15 protein-coding genes and 1 tRNA gene are annotated in these 16,724 nt (G+C 60.0%); 6 read left to right on the top strand and 10 right to left on the bottom strand.

The genetic code is table 11. The features are described 5' to 3' along the window. Positions 1 to 49 precede the first annotated feature (49 nt). From pheT to FNZ07_RS26745, 4 genes are all read left to right on the top strand, one after another. The gene (gene pheT / locus FNZ07_RS26760) at positions 50 to 2,482 is read left to right on the top strand and encodes a phenylalanine--tRNA ligase subunit beta (protein WP_091020153.1); all 2,433 of its coding nucleotides are present in this window, start codon (positions 50 to 52) and stop codon (positions 2,480 to 2,482) included. A 68-nt stretch (positions 2,483 to 2,550) separates the two neighbouring features. Then, positions 2,551 to 2,961 carry an integration host factor subunit alpha gene (locus tag FNZ07_RS26755; protein ID WP_091020155.1) on the top strand — a complete coding sequence of 137 codons (411 nt, stop codon included), beginning with the start codon at positions 2,551 to 2,553 and terminating at the stop codon, positions 2,959 to 2,961. A 43-nt stretch (positions 2,962 to 3,004) separates the two neighbouring features. Further along, the gene (locus tag FNZ07_RS26750) at positions 3,005 to 3,406 is read left to right on the top strand and encodes a MerR family transcriptional regulator (protein ID WP_091020157.1); all 402 of its coding nucleotides are present in this window, start codon (positions 3,005 to 3,007) and stop codon (positions 3,404 to 3,406) included. An 84-nt stretch (positions 3,407 to 3,490) separates the two neighbouring features. Next, positions 3,491 to 3,567: transfer RNA gene (locus FNZ07_RS26745), tRNA-Pro, on the top strand. A 79-nt stretch (positions 3,568 to 3,646) separates the two neighbouring features. Here the strand turns inward: FNZ07_RS26745 and FNZ07_RS26740 are convergent. From FNZ07_RS26740 to FNZ07_RS26720, 5 genes are all read right to left on the bottom strand, one after another. After that, positions 3,647 to 4,561: an ABC transporter substrate-binding protein gene (locus FNZ07_RS26740; protein WP_091020159.1), complete on the bottom strand. Its 915-nt coding sequence runs from the start codon at positions 4,559 to 4,561 to the stop codon at positions 3,647 to 3,649. 63 nt (positions 4,562 to 4,624) lie between these two features. Then, complete coding sequence (locus tag FNZ07_RS26735; protein ID WP_091020162.1) at positions 4,625 to 5,125, bottom strand: flavin reductase family protein; 501 nt, start codon at positions 5,123 to 5,125, stop codon at positions 4,625 to 4,627. A gap of 72 nt (positions 5,126 to 5,197) precedes the next feature. Next, entirely contained in the window at positions 5,198 to 6,520 is a 1,323-nt protein-coding gene (locus FNZ07_RS26730; protein ID WP_091020164.1) for an LLM class flavin-dependent oxidoreductase, read from the bottom strand. Positions 6,521 to 6,569: 49 nt separating this feature from the next. Then, the gene (locus FNZ07_RS26725) at positions 6,570 to 7,343 is read right to left on the bottom strand and encodes an amino acid ABC transporter ATP-binding protein (protein WP_407670728.1); all 774 of its coding nucleotides are present in this window, start codon (positions 7,341 to 7,343) and stop codon (positions 6,570 to 6,572) included. A 26-nt stretch (positions 7,344 to 7,369) separates the two neighbouring features. Beyond that, positions 7,370 to 8,308 carry an amino acid ABC transporter permease gene (locus tag FNZ07_RS26720; RefSeq protein ID WP_091020169.1) on the bottom strand — a complete coding sequence of 313 codons (939 nt, stop codon included), beginning with the start codon at positions 8,306 to 8,308 and terminating at the stop codon, positions 7,370 to 7,372. Positions 8,309 to 8,498: 190 nt separating this feature from the next. Between FNZ07_RS26720 and FNZ07_RS26715 the strand changes: the two genes are divergently transcribed. Beyond that, positions 8,499 to 9,416, top strand: coding sequence for a LysR substrate-binding domain-containing protein (locus FNZ07_RS26715; RefSeq protein ID WP_091020171.1), 918 nt, complete (start codon positions 8,499 to 8,501; stop codon positions 9,414 to 9,416). 315 nt (positions 9,417 to 9,731) lie between these two features. Then, a complete protein-coding gene (locus FNZ07_RS26710; RefSeq protein WP_091020173.1) occupies positions 9,732 to 10,049 on the top strand; it encodes a hypothetical protein in 318 nt (105 codons plus the stop codon). Between the two features lie 98 nt (positions 10,050 to 10,147). Here FNZ07_RS26710 and FNZ07_RS26705 read toward each other — a convergent pair whose 3' ends face one another. The 5 genes from FNZ07_RS26705 to FNZ07_RS26685 are packed head-to-tail and all read right to left on the bottom strand — an operon-like array spanning position 10,148 to position 16,510. Next, the gene (locus tag FNZ07_RS26705) at positions 10,148 to 11,482 is read right to left on the bottom strand and encodes an LLM class flavin-dependent oxidoreductase (protein WP_091020175.1); all 1,335 of its coding nucleotides are present in this window, start codon (positions 11,480 to 11,482) and stop codon (positions 10,148 to 10,150) included. Between the two features lie 52 nt (positions 11,483 to 11,534). Continuing rightward, on the bottom strand, positions 11,535 to 12,506 hold the full coding sequence (locus FNZ07_RS26700) for an alpha/beta hydrolase (protein ID WP_091020177.1): 972 nt from the start codon (positions 12,504 to 12,506) through the stop codon (positions 11,535 to 11,537). 46 nt (positions 12,507 to 12,552) lie between these two features. Continuing rightward, complete coding sequence (locus FNZ07_RS26695) at positions 12,553 to 13,338, bottom strand: SDR family oxidoreductase (protein ID WP_091020179.1); 786 nt, start codon at positions 13,336 to 13,338, stop codon at positions 12,553 to 12,555. After that, positions 13,335 to 14,690, bottom strand: a complete 1,356-nt coding sequence (locus FNZ07_RS26690; RefSeq protein WP_170275841.1) for a cytochrome P450 — start codon at positions 14,688 to 14,690, stop codon at positions 13,335 to 13,337. Before FNZ07_RS26690 ends, FNZ07_RS26695 begins: the two co-directional genes overlap by 4 nt. Further along, a complete protein-coding gene (locus FNZ07_RS26685) occupies positions 14,687 to 16,510 on the bottom strand; it encodes a carbamoyltransferase C-terminal domain-containing protein (RefSeq protein ID WP_170275840.1) in 1,824 nt (607 codons plus the stop codon). The genes FNZ07_RS26690 and FNZ07_RS26685 overlap by 4 nt, the downstream gene beginning before the upstream one ends. Between the last annotated feature and the right edge of the window lie 214 nt (positions 16,511 to 16,724).

The raw sequence follows: 16,724 nt of genomic DNA, 5'->3' as shown, positions 1-16,724 counted from the left end.
ATGCATTCGCCGGACGTGGACCTAACCTGATCAGAACGTACACAGAACCATGCAATTCCCGGAATCCTGGCTGAGAACCTTTGTCGATCCGCAACTGACGACGGACGCGCTGTCGCACGCGCTGACCATGGCGGGCCTCGAAGTCGAAAGCCTGCGGCCGGCGGCGCCGGCTACTTCGAAGATCGTCGTCGGGCGTGTGCTCGAAGTCGTGAAGCACCCGGACGCGGACAAGCTCAACGTTTGCCAGGTCGACGCCGGCACGGGCACGACGTTGAACATCGTATGTGGCGCGCCGAACGTGGCGCCTGGCATCAAGGTGCCGGTCGCGCTGGTCGGTGCAGAGTTGCCGCCGGCCGAAGAGGGCGGTGCGCCGTTCGCAATCAAGCTGTCGAAGCTGCGTGGTGTCGAGAGCCAGGGGATGCTGTGCTCGGCACGCGAGCTGAAGCTGTCGGAAGATCACAGCGGCTTGCTGATCCTGCCGGAAGACACACCGATCGGCCAGGACATTCGCGAAACGCTGAACCTCGACGATACGATTTTCGAAATCAAGCTGACGCCGAACAAGGCTGACTGTCTGTCGGTATTCGGCGTTGCGCGCGAGACCGCCGCGATCACCGGTGCGACGCTGCATCCGCTCGATATCAAGCCGGTTGCCGCGACGTTGAACGAAAAGCTGCCGGTGAAAATCTCCGCGCCCGATCTGTGTGGCCGCTTCTCCGGTCGTGTGATTCGCGGCGTGAACGCGCGCGCGAAGTCGCCGCAGTGGATGGTCGAACGTCTGGAACGCTCGGGCCAGCGCAGCATTTCCGCGCTCGTCGACATCTCGAACTACGTGATGCTCGAACTGGGTCGGCCGTCGCACGTATTCGACCTCGACAAGATTCATGGCGGCCTCGATGTGCGCTGGGGTCGGCGCGGCGAATCGCTGAAACTGCTGAACGGTAATACGGTTGAAGTCGATGAAGCCGTCGGCGTGATCGCCGACGACCGGCACCTGGAAAGCTTCGCCGGCATCATGGGCGGCGACAGCACGGCAGTCACGCTCGACACGACCAACATCTATCTGGAAGCTGCGTTCTGGTGGCCGGATAGCATTCGTGGCCGCGCGCGCCGCTACAACTTCTCTACCGATGCGGCGCATCGTTTCGAACGCGGTGTCGACTATTCGACGACCGTCGAGCATATCGAACGCATCACGCAACTGATCCTCGATATCTGCGGTGGCGCAGCGGGCCCGGTCGACGACCAGATCGTCAACGTGCCGCAACGTACGCCGGTGAAGATGCGTGTTGCGCGGGCGAACCGGATCATCGGTGTAGCAATCGGCGCCGACGAGATTGCGCAGATCTTCACGTGTCTCGGTCTGACGTTCGAGCGGGACGGCGACACGTTCTCCGTAACGCCGCCGCCGTACCGCTTCGACATCGAGATCGAGGAAGACCTGATCGAAGAGGTGGCGCGCATCTACGGTTTCGAGAAGATCCCGGCGCGCCCGCCCGTGGCCACGAGCGAAATGCGCGCGACGAATGAAACGCAGCGCTCGATTCACACGATCCGTCACGCGCTTGCCGCGCGCGACTATGCGGAAACGGTGAACTTCAGCTTCGTCGACGCGGAATGGGAACAGGATTTCGCCGGCAACGACAAGCCGGTGCGCCTGCTCAATCCGATCGCGAGTCAGCTCTCGGTCATGCGCACGACTCTGTTCGGCAGCTTGATCAGTGTGCTGCGCCACAACCTGAATCGCCGTGCAGACCGGGTTCGTGTGTTCGAAGCGGGACGCGTGTTCCTGCCGGACGCAGCGATGAAGGCAGGCGAACTGGCTGTGGAAGGTTATGCCCAGCCGAAGATGGTTGGCGCGCTCGCCTACGGCCCGGCACTCGAAGAGCAGTGGGGCGCACCGTCGCGCGCAGTCGACTATTTCGACGTGAAGGGCGACCTGGAGGCGGTGCTGGCACCGGCTGTCGCGCGGTTCGTGACGGCGGAGCATCCCGCGCTGCATCCGGGGCGCAGCGCGCGCATCGAATTGAATGGTCGCGCAGTGGGCTGGATCGGCGAACTGCATCCGCGCTGGATGCAGAAATACGATTTACCGCATGCGCCGATTCTGTTTGAAATTGAAACGGACGCGCTGATTGGGCGTACGTTGCCGAGCCCGACCGATGTGTCGAAATTCCCGCCGGTTCGGCGCGATATTGCCGTCGTGGTGGATCAGAAAATCGAAGTTCAGGCACTGCTCGACGAGATGCAGAATGCGCTTTCCGAGGACGCCTGCAAGACCGTTCAAAGGGTTGCGCTTTTCGACGAATTTCGTCCAAAATCAAGTACTTCCGGTGGGTTGGCTACACACGAGAAAAGCCTTGCGTTCCGTGTAACCTTGCAAGATACTGGCGGGACACTTCAGGATGAAACGGTCGATCTGGCCATTCAAACTCTGGTGAATCGTCTGGCTCGAGTATATGGCGCACGGCTGCGCGGATAACCCACGGTCACTTGCAAACAGCAGTTTCCGCATGTTTCGGTTTATGGGTGGCGCGCCATTTGACAGATATGAATGAAATGAACTCGAGTGATTTCGAAGCCCTTCTTTCGGCGCAACGCAGCGCCATGATTCGCGATATCCCGACATCATCCGCGGGCGCATCGGGCGAGGCGCCGACATTGACCAAGGCCGAGCTTGCCGAGTTGCTGTTCGACAATGTCGGACTCAACAAGCGGGAAGCGAAGGATATGGTCGAAGCGTTCTTCGAGGTGATTCGCGATGCGCTGGAAAGCGGCGACAGCGTGAAGCTGTCCGGCTTCGGCAATTTCCAGTTGCGCGACAAACCGCAGCGTCCCGGTAGAAATCCGAAAACCGGCGAAGCGATTCCGATTGCTGCGCGCCGTGTCGTGACGTTTCATGCAAGTCAAAAGCTGAAGGCGCTGGTGGAGAACGGCGCTGAAGCAAGCTACGCGCGCTGACCGTTTCGCGCGCCTTCTGCGCAACCCATACGGCTAACTGACGATGACAGCGACGATCGAAAAAGTCGTCTTGCCTCCGATTCCAGCAAAGCGCTACTTCACCATCGGTGAAGTCAGCGAACTGTGCGGCGTGAAGCCGCACGTGCTGCGTTACTGGGAGCAGGAGTTCACGCAGTTGCGGCCGGTGAAGCGCCGCGGGAATCGCCGGTACTATCAGCATCATGAAGTACTGCTGATCCGGCGGATTCGCGAGTTGCTCTATGAGCAGGGCTTTACGATCAACGGTGCGCGTAACCGGCTCGATTCACATGGCGGCTCCGGGCATCATGCGGCCGCTGAGATCGAAGAAGAGAGCGAGACTGTTGTGCCGCAGACATCTGCGAACGTCGATGTCGATGCGTTGCGCAAGGAACTGCTTCACGTGCTCGATGTGCTCGGACGTTAGCTGTTCTGTTGCACCAAGTTTTGTATCGCGTGTGAAGTATCAGCGTTCAAATCGGAAGGACTCTCTGTTATACTTTCACGCTTTCGGGGCGTAGCGCAGCCTGGTAGCGTACCTGCATGGGGTGCAGGTGGTCGGAGGTTCAAATCCTCTCGCCCCGACCAGAGAAATCAAGGCCTTACAAGCAACGCTTGTAAGGCCTTTTTCGTCTGGGGTGGATTTTGCTCGCTGCCAGCCAGAGACTCACATCTGCGGATCGTTGATGGGGAAGGTGGGGCGTCCGTCTTTCGCGGGCAGCCCCCACTTCTGCATCACACCTTGATAAAACCCTTCCTTCTGCAACTTGATCAGGGCTTGCTGGAATGCATGAGCGAGCCGCTTGCCGTTGTCTTCGACGCCAAAGCCGATTCCGTATGACGACAGGTTGTAGTAGTACACCGCCTGGTATTTGTCTGGAAACTTCTTGATGTTGTAGTTTGCCGCGGGCGAGTCGACCCATGCAGCCTGGCTCGCTTCGTTGGTCAGCGACATCAGCGTCATGTTGGTGTCCGGATAGGTGGCGATCGAGATTGCTTTCTTACCGTCCGCTACGCATTTGCTGCTCACTTCATTGGCTCGTTGCAGCGGCGCTGTGCCGCGCGGCAGCGCGATTTGCATCCCACATAGATCGTCGAGCGATTTGAGCGTCAATCGCGCCTTACGCGACGCGACGATCGTCTGGCCCACGTTTAGGTAATCGATGAACGTCACCTTGCCGTGACGCGACGGAAAATCGCCAAGCGAGAGCAACACATCGAAGCGATTCGCGGCGAGGCCCGGAATCAACGAATCAAACGATGCCTGCTCGAACTTGATTTTCAGCCCCAGCACCTTGGCCGCAGCAGAGATCAGATCGGGCGCGAAACCCGCCACGTCGCCGTCTTCGTCGATGAACTTGACGGGTGCGATCTCCGGATTGACCGCAACTGTAATCGGTTGCTTCTGACGATAGAGCTCCGGCACGAGTGCGGAAAGCGCGCGGTCGGCGGGAATGGCGTCGATATGCGGCGCGTCTTCGGCGAAAGCGGGTGACACGACGCACGGCGCAACGCTCAGACCGAGCACGGTGGCAACGGTGAGTCGCGCAACGATCCGGGTGCAACTGATGGGCCTGGTCATTATGTGGGGATGATTGGAATGGGGTTGACCGGACGGACTAAAGCGCAGGTTCTGCCGTGATGTTCATCTCGCTTCCATCGCCGCGGCCGCGAAATGACGCTGATGCCACAACAGACAGTGCGCGGATGGATCGTCGTGCGTCGATGAATCGGTGATCTCGCCGATAAAGATCGTATGCGAGTACCCATTGTGCGTCGCGATTACCTTGCAATCGAGAGAGACGACACTGCCGGTCAGCAACGGCGCACCACTCTTGCCGGTTGTCCATTGCGTCGGATCGAAACGGGACGGCCCTTTCTCGCTGGCAAAACGTTGCGCGACGTTCTTCTGATCGGCGGACAGCAGATTGACGGCAAACACCTTCGCACGCAGGATCACGTCGTGTGCGCTCGCGCTTCGATTCACGCAGACAAGCACCGTCGGCGGATCGGCAGACAGGCTGCACACCGATGTCGCGATCAGGCCGAACGGTGTGCCGCTTTTCGCGGTCGTGATGACGGTGACACCGTTCGTGAAGCGCGCCATCGCGTTGCGGAAGAGTTCGCCGGTCGTGTCGGTGCTCATGTGAAACGCCTCGCGTCAGAAAGGCACCGCTCCTTGGCAAGCGGCGCACGATACTTTTTCAGAAACCGGGATCTAGTCGCCAAGGTGCAGGGGACGCAGTCCGAGATTGCCTCTCAACGTGCTCGCCTCGTACTCGGTGCGGAACAGCCCGCGCTTGCGCAGTTCGGGAAGGATGTATTGCGTCAGGTCGTCAACACCCTGTGGCAATGTCGCCGGGCAGATATTGAAGCCATCGGCAGCGCCGGCCCGGAACCACCTTTCCATTTCATCGACGACGTCTTCCGCGGTGCCGACGATCTGCCAGTTATTGCCCGAGGCCACGCGCTTGTACATCTGGCGGATCGTCAGGTTTTCTCTGTGCGCCAGCGCAAGCAGATTCTCCGCGATACTGCGCACACGCTGATTGCCGACATCGGGCACTGGTCCGTCGAGATCGTATTCGGACAGATCGCCGAGCACGCCGTACAGAATGGCTAATCCGCTAAGCGGATCGATCAGATTTTGTAGCTGATCGAACTTGTCCTGCGCGTCGCCGCGCGTCTTGCCGACATACAGCGTGACGCCGGGCATGATCAAAAGTTGATCTGGCGTGCGACCGTATTTCGCAAGGCGGCCTTTGAGATCGTCGTAGTAGGCCTTGGCGCCTTCCATGCTGCTTGCGTTGCTATAGACGACATCGGCATAGCGCGCAGCAAGCTCGCGGCCCGCTTCGGCGGCACCGGCTTGCACGATGATCGGACGACCTTGCGGCGTGCGCGCGGAGTTCAGCGGGCCGCGCACCTTGAAGTGCTTGCCCTTGTGATTCGGCACATGCAGCTTAGCCTCGTCATAGAAAACACCGCTCGCCTTGTCACGGATAAACGCGTCGTCTTCCCAGCTGTCCCACAGCTTCCTGACTACCTCGACGAACTCGTCCGCGCGCTCATAACGCTCTTCATAGCCGAGATGCTCGTCGCGGCTGAAATTCCACGCTTCCTGCTGCGACCACGACGTGACGACGTTCCAGCCCGCGCGACCGCCGCTGATATGGTCGATCGATGCATACTTGCGTGCGATATGGAAAGGCTCGTTGTACGTCGTCGAAGCCGTCGCGACGAGGCCGATGTGCGATGTGCACGCACCGATCGCGGCCAGCAAGGTCAGTGGTTCGAGTTCGGCATTCTTTGCGTCGCGGGCGAGCGATCCTTTAGGCGTGTCGTTTGCGCGGACACCGATTCCGTCGGCAAAGAAGATCATGTCCAGTCTGGCTTCTTCCGCTTTCCTTGCAGTACGAAGAAAATAATTGAAATCGATGGCACCTGCTGACGGCACATCCGGATGCCGCCATGCAGCCATGTGATAACCCAGATAGCGCATCGACAGGCCAATTCGAATTTTTCCGTCTGTAGCAGTCATTTTTCCAATCCCGATTGAAGTTTCCAGATCACCGATTGACCGTCATGCACTAGGTGTGCAGGCTGGAAAGAAAGCGTTTGCAGCGTTCGGTTCCGCCGCCGTTGAAGATGTAGGCCGGTGTGCCCTCATCGACGATGCGGCCGCCGTCCATCAGCACTACCCGGCTTGCCACCTTGCGCGCAAATTCCATTTCGTGCGTGACGACGATCATCGTGGTGTCCGCGAGCGCCAGCTCTCTGATCACGTTGAGCACTTCGTTGACGAGTTCCGGATCGAGCGCACTGGTCGGCTCGTCGAACAGCATCACTTCCGGTTCCATCGCAAGCGCGCGTGCTATCGCGACGCGCTGCTTCTGTCCGCCCGACAGCTCGGCTGGGTAGTGGTGCATCCGGTCTGCGAGTCCAACGCGCGACAACAGGTACTTGCCGCGCTCCATCGCGTCGCGCTTGCGCTTGCGCCCGACGATGCACGGGCCGGCCAGCACGTTGTCGAGCGCCGAATAGTGCGGGAACAGATGGAAGCCCTGAAAGACCATGCCGAAGTAACGGCGTTGCTGATCGAGTGTTTTATTCGGCAGGCGGACGCAGCGGGTCCCGCGCATTTCCGTGCCGAGCACTTCGCCCTTGAAGGTGATGCTGCCGGAGTCGATCAATTCGAGCATATTGATGCAGCGAAGCAGTGTGCTCTTGCCCGAACCGGACGGCCCGATTATCGCGACGACTTCGCCTTTGGACAGCGAGAAGTCCACAGCATCCAGCGCGATGAAGTCGCCGAACTGCTTCGTAACGGCGCGCATGTCGAGAAAGCATGTCGCGTCGTTCATCTCCGATGTTTCCTTGAAAATCGGGTTCACGTCCGCACTCCTTTCCTGAAGTGACGTTCAAGCAGACTCTGCGCCGCCATTGCGAGGCTCGTCAGCGCCAGATACCAGATACAGGCGACGGTCAGCAATGGAATCGTTTCGAAGTTGGTCGCGTAGATCAGTTGCACGGTTGTCAGGAGTTCGACATAGCCGATCACCGTGACGAGCGATGTGTTCTTGAACATCGTGATCAGTTCGTTGGCGAGTGGCGGAATGATGATGCGTACCGCTTGCGGCATGACCACATGCCACATCGTGCGGAAATCGCTCATGCCGATCGCCTTGCAGGCTTCGCGCTGTCCGCGGTCGACGGCTGAAACGCCGCCGCGAAAAATTTCCGCGCTATAGCCACCGAGGTACATCGCGAGACCGATCACGGCCGCACTGAAGCGCGAGACGATCTGGTTGGTGTCGATGTCGAACAGATTCGCGTGCAGTAACGGCAACGGCAGATAGAGCCGCGGGATCAGCGCAGACAGGAAGAACAGGAACAGCAGCATCGCAAGCGGCGGCGTCGCGCGGATGATCCAGATGTACACGTAGCCAGCGGCGCGCAGCACTGCGTTGTCCGCCATCCGGCAGGCGGCGATCGCGACGCCAAAACACAGGCCAAGCGCGCTCGACAGCAGGGTCAGGATCAATGTATTCCCGAGTCCCTTCATCACACGCTTGTTGAACAGGTAATGGGCGACGATGTCCCACTGCCAGCGGGGATTGTCGACCACCAGTTCGACGAATAGTACAAAGACGACCAGCAGCATGGCGTACCAGAACCAGTCGGACTTCTTCGGCCGCGCGTGAATGCGCAAGCCCGCGGGCTGCTGCACGCCGGGCCTGTGCGCTGCGCCCTTATGCCGGTGGACGAGCGGCGTCTCCGTGAAAAACGCAGCGGGGTCCTGCATGTCTTTGCGAGCTTCAATGTCCACTGGCCTGTCCTCGTGAAGCAGTCGTTTCGAAAGGTGCGCAATGCGTCGATGAAGCGACTATAGGCAGGCAAAACTATTACATCCATTACAATTTTGTTTGTTTGATCCTACTCTATGTAATGCCCTAAGATCGTTGCTCGGCGGGTTTTCAACGCTACCGCATTGCATCAACTGTCGGGGGGACACGCTCGTGGCCAGGCTTAATGCCAAGCAGATGGAAGTGTTTGTCGCGGTGATGACGCACGGTTCGATCACCGTTGCCGGGCAGCGCCTGAACGTATCGCAGCCGGCCGTGAGCCGGATGATCGAGCGCTTCGAGCAGGAGGCCGGCTTCGTCGCTTTCGAGCGGCGCCGGGGCAAACTCGTGCCGACGCCGGAAGCGGAAATCTTCTTCGCGGAAGTCACGCAGGTATATCGCGGCCTCGACTACCTGAACGACGTGGCGAGAGATATCGGCATGACACGGCGCGGCTATTTGCGCGTCGGTGTATTTCCCGCATTCGCCGAGGGCTGGATCACCGAGCGCATCACGCGCTATGTCGCGGAGCGGGAGGGACTGCTGACATCGCTGGAGCCGATGTCGACTGACAGCGTGATCGAAGCCGTGTCGCGGCAAACCATCGATCTCGGCATTGCACTACGCGCATCGGATCGCGAGGGTTTGCGCAGCGAGGAAGTCACCAGTTCGGAGATCGTGTGCATTTTGCCCAAAGGGCACCGCCTGACTGGACGACCCGTTTTGCAGCCGAGCGATCTGTCCGGCGAAGACTTCATTTCGATGGCTTCCAACGTGAAGGCGCGCACATCCGTCGATGCGGTATTCGATTCGAGCGGCGTCGAACGACGCATTCGCGCGGAGACACCGTGGGCATCGACGGTCTGTCATATGGTGGCGCATGGTCTGGGCGTCGGGCTCGTGATCCGCGAATCGGCGCTCGAGCTCGCGCATCTCGGCTATCACATCGCCGCGTTCAAGCCGCGCATCGACTATCGCGCGTATCTGATTACGTCGACCGCTCGCCCGTTGTCTACGGCGGCAAAGGGGTTTCGCGACATGCTGCTGCTCGAATTCAACGAGGCAAAGGACGCGCGTGCGTCGAAGCGCTAGCGGACCTGAAAAAGAGCCGTAGCCTTGCGTCGACAGGTCGATGGGCTCACAGGTACTGCGGACAAACGCGAATATGCCGACGCGAATAAGGAAGCGAATTTACCGCACTGCGCTGGATCGCCGAAGGTCGGAATGCTGATTCGAACGGAGTGTCGATGATGTCCTGTTCGTATAGCCCTCGAATCTGCACCGCTCTGGTGTTAGCCGAGTAGCACAATCCGGCGAGACTCCTGAGCGTCACCTGCCTTCGTGTTTCCGGCTGAACTCTCGCTATTGTGCGTGGCCTTTTACCCACTAGAGGATGCCAACTGTCCGATGAAGACCGCGATCAAAACGATGATTGTGCTGCTGGCGTCGCTAGTCTTGTCCAATCGATTCATATCGTGGGCATTTACATACACATGGCTTGGCAAACCGAGTCTGTGGGGTAGCCCGTTCGCGCTTATTCCCGTGTTCGGGGCCTTCTTCTTACTAGCGCTGATTCTTGTATGGTTTATCGGCAACTATATTGCGAACGAGGAAATCCTTCTGCTCATCTTTGTGCTCGGACCTTCCTGGTTCCTGGCGTTTATGCTCGCGTGGCTTGCAGGCAAATACATTGCGATCCCGGTCTACCGGTCGTTAAAGCGCTAACAGAACGATCACCCGCAATTACGTGCCGCCGCCCATACAGTATCCAGATGCACTATCCGACGGCTGCACCGTGACGAACTCCACACGTGAATTTGCTTTCACCCGACGCACACCACAGGCCGCGGCAACCCCAGATGATCGCGCAGCGTCCGCCCCTGATACTCGGTGCGAAACAACCCACGCCGCTGTAGCTCCGGCACCACCTGTTCGACAAAGTCGATCAAGCCACCGGGGAAGTGCGGCGGCATCACGATGAAGCCGTCGGCCGCATGATTGACGAAGCGCTCTTCAAGCTGGTCTGCGATGTGTTGCGCGGTGCCACGCACGATCCAGTGTCCTCTCGCACAAGCAACTGTCAGATACAGTTCCCTGAGGGTGAGATTCTGCTCGCGCGCGGTGCGCACGAGTAACGCGAGCCGGCTCTTGCTCATGTTGGTGTCGGGTAATTCGGGCAGTGGTTCGTCCAGCTTGTAGCCCGACAGGTCCACGTCGCCGAGCATCGCGGAAAGCAATGTCATCCCGACGTCCGGATGAACCAGATCCTGAAGCTGCGCGTATTTCTCTTCCGCTTCTTCGGCAGTGCGTCCGACGATTGGAAAGACGCCCGGCATCACCTTCAGGTCCCGGGGCGAACGGCCGGCCGCTTCGGCTCCCGACTTCAGTTCCGCATAGTAGCCCTGCGCGCCGGCGAGCGACTGCTGGATCGTGAAGACAGCTTCCGCTGTCTCGGCAGCAAGCGCCTTGCCCGCGTCCGACTGACCCGCCTCGAATATCACCGGATGCCCTTGCGGCGTGCGTGCGACATTCAGCGGTCCTCGCACCGAAAAGTGCTCGCCGCGGTGATGCAATACGTGCACCTTGCGTTCGTCGAAATAGAGGCCTGCCTCCTTGTCGTACAGAAACGCATCTTCTTCCCAGCTGTTCCACAAGCCTTTAACCACCTGAACGAACTCTCGCGCACGCACATAGCGGTCGGCGTGCGCACTGTGCGCATCGCGGCTGAAGTTGAGCGCTTCCGATTCGTTCGACGACGTCACGACGTTCCATCCCGCTCGCCCGCCGCTTAAGTGATCGAGCGATGCGAACTTGCGTGCGATGTGAAACGGTTCGTTATATGTTGTCGTGGCCGTTGCGACGAGGCCGATGCGGTCCGTCACGACGGATAGCGCGGACAGCAACGTCAATGGCTCGAACTGCGATACGAATTTTCCGCCGCGGCTCAGATCCTTGATGTCGGTGCCCCAGATGCCGGCTGTGTCCGCGAGGAACGCCAGGTCGAACTTCGCCCGCTCGGCAAGCTGAACCGTCTCGGCATAGAGTTGAAAATTCAACGCCTGATCCGCGCGCGATTCGGGATGACGCCACCCCGCAACGTGGTGCCCAGGTTGGTAGAGAAAGACGCCTAGCTTCATCTTCTCTTTGCGTTCGGTCATCGGTTTTCCTTTGGTGATGGGTCTGGCCCGCTCGGACGCCACGCCCGCGAAGTCATTCCAGTTCCGTGGTTCCAAGCGCTGCACGTAAAATGTCGACAGCGTCCTGATGAGCAATTGCCGCCTCGGGAATCACGCTGCCCATAGAAAAGAAACCATGAATCATCCCTGGATAGAGATGAATGTCGACGCGGTTTCCGTGGCTTCGCAACTTGCCGGCATACGCCAGATGCATGTCTTGTGACGGGTCGCATTCGGCCGATGCGATCCATGCGGGCGCAAGACCGCTCCAGCTGGATGGCGCGTTGCGTTCGCCGTCGAGCGGCGCGAAACGCCAGTCGTCGAGATCGTCGGCGTTTTCCAGATAGGTTCGCTGGATCCAGCGAATCGTGCGCAGCGACACGAAATATCCCTCGCCATACTGGCGATGAGCATCGGTATCGATGCGTGCCGATAGCCCTGGGTAGATCAGCATCTGCAACGCAAGCGGGATGTGTGCATCGCGGGCATAGACGGCGCCGACGGTCGCGAGCGTGGCGCCGGCGCTTTCGCCACCGATCGCGAGTCTGCGTGTGTCGATAGCGAGCGATGGGGCTTTGTTAAATAACCAGCACAAGGCATCGATTGCATCATTGACCGCACAGGGAAACCGGTACTCGGGTGCGAGCCGGTAATCGACCGATACCACGGCACAGCGCGCCTCGGCGGCCAGCATCCGGCACACGCCCTCGGCTGACTTCAGGCTACCGACCACATAACCGCCCGCGTGAAAGTACAACAGCGCAGGGACCGGATCCGCCCAGTTCGGTTCGCAGGGATAGTAGATGCGCGCGGCGATCTGCGCACCGTCACGCGTATCGATAAGCACATCCTCGACTGTGTGAAGCGGACGCGGTGCGATATCGCAGTGCAACGCGAAGAAGTCGAAGTAGTCACGTGCGGCCGGCGGTTCGAGCTCGGTCATGTTCACCGTGCTCGCCTCCCGCTGGTGGTTGAGGAATTTCCCGACGCTGGGTGAAACCGGCATAGATGAATGTCCCGATTAACGTGAGTAACGAACGCGCGCTTTCACGCTACGTCGTTAGCCGGCTGACGAGCCAGGCAAAGAAACCGGGAACGAAACGGTTCAGGTACACACCCAGTGTTTCGCTTCCGCCGGGATAGATCTCTCGTCGTCGCTGCTCGATAGCCTTTACGATCTGCTCCGCGCATCGATCGACGGGCATGCCCTTGAGCAGTTCTTCGTCGACCTTGTTGTGCGGACTGCCGTCGCCGGTCAGCGAACGCAACGTGATCTCCGTGCGGATATAGCCTGGGCATACCAGGGTGACATCGATGTTGTCTTTCCGGTGTTCCGCGCGTAGCGAGTCGAAGAAACCGTGTAGTGCGTGCTTCGACGCGCAATAGCCCGAGCGATTGCCGCTACCGAACTTTCCAGCAAGACTCGAGAGCACGACGATGTGCCCGCTGCGCCTCGCCAGCATATGCGGCAACAGCGCCAGCGTGACGTCGGCAATCGACAGGAAGTTGAGATTGATCAGGTCGCGATACACGCCGATTCTGGTCTGCGCGACCATCGATCGCTGGCTGACGCCGGCGGTGAACACGACGGCATCGATACCACCCATGATGTCGATGGCTTTGCGAACGGTTTGCGCGACCGCTCCGGTATCCGTGATGTCGAACGGCAGCACCCGGTCCTGCGGCAGATTGAGCCGCGTAGCCAGTGCCGTGAGCAGGCCCGTGCTGCGACTCGACAGCAACAGGTTTGCCCCTTTCTTTTGCAAGGCTTCAGCGACTGCGTTGCCGATGCCCATCGATGCGCCGATCACCCAGACGTTCTTCCCGGCAAGTTTCATGTCGCGATACCTTTCTGTTCGAGCAGCCGCTCGTGCGATGTCCAGTGTCCCATCAGGCCGCCCACCGGGCGGATCGTCACGCCTGCCTTGATCCTGACCGGATGTGCGGAGTCGAGCGAGAACGTGCCGCGCCGACAGGCGCCCTTCAGGATCAGCGGTAACAGCATCATGGCGTAGTTCATTCCTACGCAGATGCGTGGTCCGGTGCCGAACGGCAGGAAGGCCGACACACGCTTCGACGTAGAGGACCCCGCAGTCCAGCGAGCCGGATTGAACGTGTCGGGATCGTCCCAGTGCGACGGGTGGCGTTGCAGGCAATATGGTGAGACCACAACCATCGTTCCCGCAGCGATCGGATAACCGTCGATCGTCACGTCGCGCTTCGCCGTGCGCGAGAAGGACCAGATGGGTGGCATCAGACGCAGGCTTTCGTGGATGACGGCGTTGGTGGTCGTCAGGCTGAAGATATCGTCGTAGCCCAACTCGTCGTACCGTTCGAGTTCTTCGACGACCGCCTGATACCAGCGCGGATGTTGCGATAGAAAATGGAACACCCACGTCATGCCCGTTGCCACTGTTTCGTAGGAGGTGATGAACAGGGTCAGCAACTGGTTCTTGATGTTTTCCTCATCCTGAGGACCGTCTCCCTCCAGCACCATGCCGAGCAGGTTGGGCGGCTGCGTACCACGCTGGTACTGGCGAATGATGTCGAGCACCGACGCGTCGAGGACAGCCCGGTTCTTCCAGAACTCTTTTGCCGAAGGCGTCGGCCAGTGCGGCGGCAGATTGACGATGCCCTCCAGACGCTGGATCACGTAGCGCGACCCGTCTTCGAGTGCGGTGATCATCTTGCGGTGGGCCAGTTCATGTACCTGTCCGAACAGCGTACGCAGCGTGATGCGCATCGACATATCGAGCATGTCCGCAAACAGATCGCGTCGACGAAGCCCGGTCTGACCCGCGGGCATCCACTCGCCGACGACCTGATCGATCTTCTCGCGAATGGTCGGGATCATCGAGGTTAGCTGCTTCTTCTGGAAGGCAGGCTGTGCCTGTGCGCGTTGTGCTTTCCATTGCGCGCCTTCGGTCGTCAGCATGCCGGCGCCAAGCAACAATTCGAGTTCCCGATAGCTCGGGCTTCTACCGAACGCGTCGGTCCGATCCTGCAGGATTTCGGCCACGTGCTGCGGACTGTTCACCAGCACGACCCGGGTGGGGCCCATCATGATCGCGCTAACATCGCCGAGGTCGCGCGCGGCATTGAGAAACAGCGAAAGCGCGTCGCGCTTGTAGTGCATGATGGAACCGAGCACCGGCCATCCCTTCACCGTCTGGATAGGCTTCGCGCTCATAGGTCCGCCTCGGCATGAATTGCCGTTGACGTCTCGCGCAAGATGCGCGGGGTCGCCGTGCATACAATCAGTAGCGGTCGCGGCAGGGCTAGCGCGTCTGCGTTGCGGCATTGATAGTCGAAGTCGGCGTAGGCGTGCCGCAGCCGTTGTACGGTGGATTTGCCGTGCACGTTGAAGGAAGTGTTGATCAGCGTCTGGTGGCCGGAAAGTACTTCGACACGTCGGAGCAATTCGCGGTCGATTGCATTCGTCGCCACCATCGGTCGTCCGGTGACGCGCCCGTCGTTCATGAAGTGCATCACGCCTGCGTACCGGTCGCGCGGCACATCGTCCCGGTAGGTGAGCGCGACGATCATGCCGTGCAGCGATCCCACGATCCGGTCCACCTCCGGGTTGACGAACAACGTACGGAGGCTTTCCTGACGTAGCACCGGTGCCATCGGCATATAGTCGTCGCGTCCGTTGAGCAGGTTGACGCGGTTCTTCAGCGCCTCGGTCGGCAGGCACAGTGTCGAGTTCGCCAGCAGCGCACGCGGGCCCAGCTCACCCCAGTCCTTGACGATATTGACCAGCTGTCCCTCCGCAATCTGCCGCGCCGCGATTTCAAGGAAAGCCTCGGGATCGTCGAGGTGGACGACGTTCTCCGGGAAATCGCCGCGATAGGCCGCAGCGAGATCACGCTTGAGCAGGAGCAGGTCCGTGCTACGTGTGGCGAGAGAAGGGTCGAGCAATACCGCGCCGGTCGCCGCATGAACCACATCGCCTGCGAGCGGAGCGCAGCATAGCTTGCCGCCGATACTGTTCAGAATGACGTTGTTGAGCTTGACGTTGAAATGGACACCGCCGCCAACGATCAGGTTTTCGACGTGTTCCCGCTTCAGCAGAGTCGCGGCATAGTGCTCGATGAAACGATTGGCGACATAGGACGCCAGCACCCTGATCTGAAACCGGTCGCACGAGGCGAGATGTCTGCGCACGCAGGCGGGCATCGGAACATGCCGGGTAGCCATGTCCTGCATGGTCCTGACGGACAGGCCGTGCCCCAGGTGCTGGGTTTCTTCGGCGCTGCCGCGCAACGCCAGAGTGGGGCGGTGGCGGATGTCGAGTATCGAACGCGTCGGCTTGTCCGCGTCCCAATGGAGGAGCACGGGCTTGCGCTCGAATTGTCCGGGAGGCGTTTGAGGCGGTTCGATGCCGTGCAGCCCGGGCAGGAAGCTCGCGATATCTTCCCGCAGTGCCCGCTTCAAGCCTCTCGGCCGGTCATCGAAAAAACTGGCTACGACCTTATCGACAATGCGATCGAGCCGGGAGCGAGCGTTGTGGTCGAGCACCTTGTCGATGGCAGTTTCGTAGCCGAGCGACTTGTATTCGTCCTTGAGTGGCGCGAAGCCAGTGTCCGCGTTGCATACGAGGCGGGCAAACAGCAGCCCGCACGACAGATCGCTGGCCGGAATGCGCCGGACACGCTGCAGCGACGCAATCGACTGCCCGAGCGGCGCTAGCGGATCGACGAAGGCGGTATAGACAGAGGTCGCCTCGTAGTCGTCACCGGTACCGTCGGTGATCAGCACATGGTAGGCGCGTCCCTGTGGCGCAGCGGCTTGTCGTTCATGCACCCACGCCTCGAGAACGCCATTAATCGCATGGGTGGCGTGATGATTCACCTTTAGTTCGTGCAGGCGGGTACGCGAGCGGAAATCCTCGAATCTCGCGCGATCGCCGCCGCATAGCGCTCTGATCACCTCGCTATAGTCGACATCGCCGAGGAAGTTGATCACGTCGACCTCATCGAGGTCGTAGCGACTGAGTTGCAGCAGCATATGCAGCGGCACGTACTCGCCGCCCTTCGCGCGACTTTCTTTTTCGTCTTCGATGGCGAACAGATCGTTCGCATCGTTCCACACCATGGCAGCGGCGTTATGCCCGAGGAACAGACACGCCCGGCGATACCGACCGCGTTCCTTTGGTGGTGTCGCGGCCAACGCGTCGTGCGTAACACCCGGCGTCGTACCGTGAAGAGGGAAGTGGTCGCGT

It is taken from the genome of Paraburkholderia megapolitana, from assembly GCF_007556815.1.
Taxonomy (GTDB): Bacteria; Pseudomonadota; Gammaproteobacteria; order Burkholderiales; family Burkholderiaceae; genus Paraburkholderia; species Paraburkholderia megapolitana.
This window is presented reverse-complemented; position numbering and strand designations above follow the sequence as displayed.

Excerpts from the sequence above, each read along its gene's own strand:
- FNZ07_RS26735 (WP_091020162.1), bottom strand. The coding sequence starts at position 5,125 with ATGAGCACCGACACGACCGGCGAACTCTTCCGCAACGCGATGGCGCGC.
- FNZ07_RS26700 (WP_091020177.1), bottom strand. The coding sequence starts at position 12,506 with ATGCCGGTTTCACCCAGCGTCGGGAAATTCCTCAACCACCAGCGGGAG.
- FNZ07_RS26730 (WP_091020164.1), bottom strand. The coding sequence starts at position 6,520 with ATGACTGCTACAGACGGAAAAATTCGAATTGGCCTGTCGATGCGCTAT.
- FNZ07_RS26690 (WP_170275841.1), bottom strand. The coding sequence starts at position 14,690 with ATGAGCGCGAAGCCTATCCAGACGGTGAAGGGATGGCCGGTGCTCGGT.
- FNZ07_RS26705 (WP_091020175.1), bottom strand. The coding sequence starts at position 11,482 with ATGACCGAACGCAAAGAGAAGATGAAGCTAGGCGTCTTTCTCTACCAA.
- FNZ07_RS26740 (WP_091020159.1), bottom strand. The coding sequence starts at position 4,561 with ATGACCAGGCCCATCAGTTGCACCCGGATCGTTGCGCGACTCACCGTT.
- FNZ07_RS26755 (WP_091020155.1), top strand. The coding sequence starts at position 2,551 with ATGAATGAAATGAACTCGAGTGATTTCGAAGCCCTTCTTTCGGCGCAA.
- FNZ07_RS26750 (WP_091020157.1), top strand. The coding sequence starts at position 3,005 with ATGACAGCGACGATCGAAAAAGTCGTCTTGCCTCCGATTCCAGCAAAG.
- pheT (WP_091020153.1), top strand. The coding sequence starts at position 50 with ATGCAATTCCCGGAATCCTGGCTGAGAACCTTTGTCGATCCGCAACTG.
- FNZ07_RS26710 (WP_091020173.1), top strand. The coding sequence starts at position 9,732 with ATGAAGACCGCGATCAAAACGATGATTGTGCTGCTGGCGTCGCTAGTC.
- FNZ07_RS26685 (WP_170275840.1), bottom strand. The coding sequence starts at position 16,510 with ATGCTGCTGCAACTCAGTCGCTACGACCTCGATGAGGTCGACGTGATC.
- FNZ07_RS26695 (WP_091020179.1), bottom strand. The coding sequence starts at position 13,338 with ATGAAACTTGCCGGGAAGAACGTCTGGGTGATCGGCGCATCGATGGGC.
- FNZ07_RS26725 (WP_407670728.1), bottom strand. The coding sequence starts at position 7,343 with ATGAACGACGCGACATGCTTTCTCGACATGCGCGCCGTTACGAAGCAG.